The sequence below is a fragment of the uncultured Boseongicola sp. genome, assembly GCF_937988555.1.
In the GTDB taxonomy this organism is placed as follows: domain Bacteria; phylum Pseudomonadota; class Alphaproteobacteria; order Rhodobacterales; family Rhodobacteraceae; genus Boseongicola.
In genome coordinates this window covers 1-3,968 of sequence record NZ_CALJXO010000166.1, presented here as the reverse complement: position 1 = coordinate 3,968, position 3,968 = coordinate 1, and the positions used below count along the sequence as shown (strand labels likewise).

Sequence of the window (3,968 nt, the reverse complement as noted above, 5' to 3'; positions counted from 1 at the left end):
CCGAGGCGTCAGGTTCATGTCATTATTCCGTTCAGATTTGCCAGACGCGCGGCACGTGATTGATGCCCAACGCTTTGATAATAGGTACTAAAGTAAGTCGAACATCCCAACTATCACACCCCTCGACGCGCACCAAAAGCCGGTTTCCCCAGGCGCTGACTACAGCGGTTGCATTGGCAATTCGACGAACGTGTTCGAGGTGGTCTTGTGCGTCCGAAGCGACATAAACCAAGCTGGCGAACACCGTGTTGCCAGCGAGCCCTGCTCGATTCTCACGGCTTAAAAGAGTGTTGGACGTCAGGGCGATGTGTTCAGCGTGAAGCGGCACGCTGTCGGCCAAAAAGACCTGCCGCAGGTCGCTAAAGTCGAGGTTCCGCGGCACCTCACCCATCGCCGCGCGGCCAAGAACAAGCGTTTCTACGCCTAGATATCGCGCGCCTTCGGCCAACGTGACGCGAGTTTTCCGCTGCATAGACGCGCTCTCAAATAGAATCGTCTCTTGTGGCATCCAAAGACAGAACGCGCCTGACCCAACGCGGATATCAACGTCAACTTCGGCTGATCCACCACTGCTTGCGTAGGCACGTTCAGCTGTTTGCGTGGCCGCCATAACAGTTGTTTCGTCAGCGATATCTAGGCAGAAAGATAGGCGATCCCCACCTGTAAGGCCACCAGATGTATTCAGAAAAACAACCTCGGGCACGTCTGTGTGGACGCGCGGCAGAATGGCTTTTGCAGAACCTTGTTGGAACAAATCGACCACAGCCCCATCGTGCCCAAGCACGACCCGAGCGGTGCCTTTGCTGCGCTGATGAATGGGGATGTACGTATCGAGCATGGTAATTTTTGCCTGTTTCTTCATGAACTCTAACGGCCCGACCAGCGGTCGCAATCAATCGGGTCAAATCTTCGTTGACCGGGCGCAAAATTCTGGCGAGCTGCTTATTAATTAGGCGAACGTCTCGACACTGGTGCTTGGAAACGGCTTGGGCTAAATCATGGCCATGACCAAACGCCTCACGATCCCCCGCCCTGATGATTGGCACCTGCACCTGCGCGACGGGGCAATGATGGAGGGGGTTTTGCCCTGGTCCGCGCGTCATTTTGCCCGTGCGATTGTCATGCCCAATCTTGTGCCACCGGTGGTGACAGCTGATCAGGCGGCGGCGTACCGGGACCGGATATTGGCCGCGTTGCCCGAGGGGGTCGTGTTTGAACCGTTAATGACCCTCTACCTAACCGAGACGACCGACCCCGAGGATGTAGCAGCCGCGCATACCAGCGGTCTGGTCAAGTCGGTGAAGCTTTATCCAGCGGGTGCGACGACCAATTCTGCAAGCGGGGTTGCGAATTTCGACACTGTGCGCCCGGTTTTGGAACGGATGGCTGAGATCGGTCTGCCGCTTTGTGTCCACGGAGAAGTGACGCGCACGGAGATCGACATCTTCGACCGCGAAGCGGTGTTCATCGACGAAGTGCTTGACCCGATCCGGCGCACGACGCCCGGTCTGCGCGTCGTGATGGAGCATATCACGACTGCGGAAGCTGCCGCCTACGCCAGCAACGGTGGCGACGATCTGGCCGCGACAATAACGGTGCAGCATTTGATGTTGGATCGGAACGATATGCTTGTGGGCGGTATCCGACCCCATTATTATTGCCTGCCGATCCTGAAACGCAAAAGTCATCGCGAGGCTTTGATGCGGGCCGCAACCAGCGGGGATCAAAGGTTTTTTCTGGGAACGGATTCTGCGCCGCACGCGACGGATACCAAGGAAAACGCCTGCGGATGTGCGGGATGCTTCACAGCCCCTGTTGCGCTGTCGTGTCTTGCTGAGGTCTTTGAGGGCGCAGATGCTCTGGACCGGCTGGCGGCGTTTACCTCGGTTAACGGGCCGAAATTCTATGGCCTGCCGGTGAACCAAGACACCATCACGCTTGAAAAGGGCGCGGCGATTAGCCGGCCGGCCGAAATTGAGACGGGCGCTGGGCCAGTGACGGTTTTCGATCCGGGACGACCGCTTTATTGGCGGGTCACGGCATAGTATTGACGAACCGGGCGCCATGCGCGCCCCAAAAGACGGAGCTGCCAAATGATTCCATCGGGGTATCCGGACAGAGACGAGATTGCGCGGCTTTCAGCGCGCATGTTGTTGGAAATTGGCGCAGTGCATTTCAATGCGCGCGAACCGTTCACGCTTGCCTCGGGACTGCCGTCGCCGACGTATATTGACTGCCGGAAGCTGATTTCCTACCCGCGCATTCGTTCAACTTTGATGGATTTTATGACCATTACAGTGATGCGCGACGCCGGATACGAGGCGTTTGACAATATCGCGGGCGGCGAGACTGCGGGCATTCCATTTGCGGCTTTGGTGGCCGAACGCATGGCATTGCCAATGACGTATGTGCGCAAGAAGCCAAAGGGTTACGGGCGCAATGCACGCATCGAAGGCGTGATGTCAGAAGGCGATCGCGTGCTGCTGGTCGAGGATTTGACGACCGACGGCGGCTCAAAACTGTCGTTCGTGGATGCGATCCGCGAAACGGGCGCGACCTGCGGACATACGGCGGTGATTTTTTACTACGGCATCTTCGCCGAGACCATCCAAACGCTAGCCGATCACGGGGTGCAATTGCATCACCTGTGCACCTGGTGGGACGTGTTGAAAGAAGCGCGCGACAGCGAAGCTTTTGACGACGAAACACTCCGCGAAGTCGAGACGTTTCTGCGCGCACCTCGACGTTGGCAGGACGCACGCGCGGGAAATTAATTTCGCGCAAATTTCACACTATGTTGACGTAAGACCCCCGCTCATCGCAATATAGTGTGGCTCCCAAAGCGTCCACAGGCTGTCCACATGATATCCAGATAGACGCCGCCTGCCCTTTAAGCGTATGCCAAATGGACACGGTGGGGACCTTATGGACGAGGGCAGGATGAACGAGATCGCAACGATCCGAACGGGCGAAAAAGACGTGGGCGAGACCGAGACATCGCCCCATAATATCGAGGCTGAACAGCAGCTTCTGGGCGCAATCCTGACCAACAACGATGTGTTTGATCGGGTCGCCGGAGTGATCAATGAAACCCACTTTTATGACCCGGTACATGCGCGAATCTACGAGATCGCTTCCGCGCGAATCGCAAAGAACGCGCTGGCTTCACCCGTAACGCTGAAGGCGTTTTTGGAAGACGATCCCGGCATGAAAGAGTTGGGCGGCGCCAATTACCTCGTACGGCTTGCCGGAGCGGCGATCTCGTCTTTCGCCGCCCGTGATTACGCACAGATGATCTACGATCTTGCCATCCGCCGGAAGCTGATGGATCTAGGCCGCGATATTTCGGACAAAGCGGCCCGCGTCGAAGTGCAGTCAGAGCCGCGCGAACAGATCGTTGAGGCCGAACAGGCGCTTTACAAGCTGGCCGAGGCTGGACAGGTCAATCAGGGATTCCAAAGCTTTCTCAGCGCGGTAACGGACGCTGTTAACATGGCAAACGCCGCCTATCAGCGCGAAGGCGGGATGTCAGGCGTCTCAACCGGCCTGACGGATATGGACAAGAAACTGGGCGGTTTGCACAAGTCTGACTTGCTGATCCTTGCCGGGCGTCCATCGATGGGTAAGACGTCGCTGGCGACGAACATCGCGTTCAATATAGCAAAGGCGTACAAGCGCGGCATACGACAGGACGGAACCGAAGGCGCGGTCGATGGCGGTGTTGTGGGGTTCTATTCGCTTGAGATGTCGGCAGAGCAATTGGCGGCGCGTATTCTGTCCGAAGCATCGGAAGTCCCGTCTGAACAGATCCGGCGCGGCGATATGACTGAAACCGAATTCCGCCGCTTTGTCGAGGCCGCCAAATCGCTGGAAGCCTGCCCGCTTTATATCGACGACACGCCTGCCCTGCCGATCAGCCAGCTTGCGGCGCGCGCGCGGCGTTTGAAGCGCGAACACGGGCTTGATGT

At 57.5% G+C, this 3,968-nt stretch carries 4 protein-coding genes; 3 read left to right on the top strand and 1 reads right to left on the bottom strand.

Annotation, left to right across the window (positions count from 1 at the left end; genetic code table 11):
- Positions 1 to 31: 31 nt before the first annotated feature.
- Positions 32 to 838: an urease accessory protein UreD gene (locus Q1B15_RS09070; RefSeq protein ID WP_299753194.1), complete on the bottom strand. Its 807-nt coding sequence runs from the start codon at positions 836 to 838 to the stop codon at positions 32 to 34.
- Positions 839 to 1,004: 166 nt separating this feature from the next.
- On the opposite strand from Q1B15_RS09070, the gene pyrC reads away from it, so the two are divergent.
- The 3 genes from pyrC to Q1B15_RS09055 all read left to right on the top strand — a co-directional run.
- Positions 1,005 to 2,045, top strand: coding sequence for a dihydroorotase (gene pyrC, locus Q1B15_RS09065; protein ID WP_299753192.1), 1,041 nt, complete (start codon positions 1,005 to 1,007; stop codon positions 2,043 to 2,045).
- A gap of 48 nt (positions 2,046 to 2,093) precedes the next feature.
- The gene (locus Q1B15_RS09060; protein ID WP_299753190.1) at positions 2,094 to 2,774 is read left to right on the top strand and encodes an orotate phosphoribosyltransferase; all 681 of its coding nucleotides are present in this window, start codon (positions 2,094 to 2,096) and stop codon (positions 2,772 to 2,774) included.
- A gap of 166 nt (positions 2,775 to 2,940) precedes the next feature.
- A partial coding sequence (locus tag Q1B15_RS09055; RefSeq protein ID WP_299753188.1) for a DnaB-like helicase C-terminal domain-containing protein occupies positions 2,941 to 3,968 on the top strand: 1,028 nt, incomplete at its 3' end.